The following is a 326-nucleotide window of genomic DNA, read 5'->3' on the forward strand; positions in this document are numbered from 1 at the left end:
GTGCCTGACGATGACCTACTCTCGCATGGGGAGACCCCACACTACCATCGGCGCTAAGCGGTTTCACTGCTGAGTTCGGCAAGGGATCAGGTGGTTCACGCGTGCTATGGTCGTCAGGCGTAACTGGCTATGTACATCATGCTGTTTGCGATCGTCTCATTGTGCCGCCTGCTCTTCTTGAGCTAGGCCACACGCTGCGTATCCGGTGTTTTAAATGTTGCGTCATCATCGCGACCAGACCCCTTGGGTGTTATAGGGTCAAGCCTCACGGGCCATTAGTACACGTTAGCTCAACGCCTTGCAGCGCTTCCACACCGTGCCTATCA

At 55.5% G+C, this 326-nt stretch carries 1 rRNA gene; it reads right to left on the reverse strand.

Features of this window, described 5'->3' with window-relative positions:
* Window positions 1-2 precede the first annotated feature (2 nt).
* A 5S ribosomal RNA gene (gene rrf / locus CXF87_RS12500) occupies window positions 3-118 on the reverse strand.
* Between the last annotated feature and the right edge of the window lie 208 nt (window positions 119-326).

It is taken from the genome of Halomonas sp. MES3-P3E (assembly GCF_002836035.1).
Taxonomy (GTDB): Bacteria; Pseudomonadota; Gammaproteobacteria; order Pseudomonadales; family Halomonadaceae; genus Vreelandella; species Vreelandella arctica.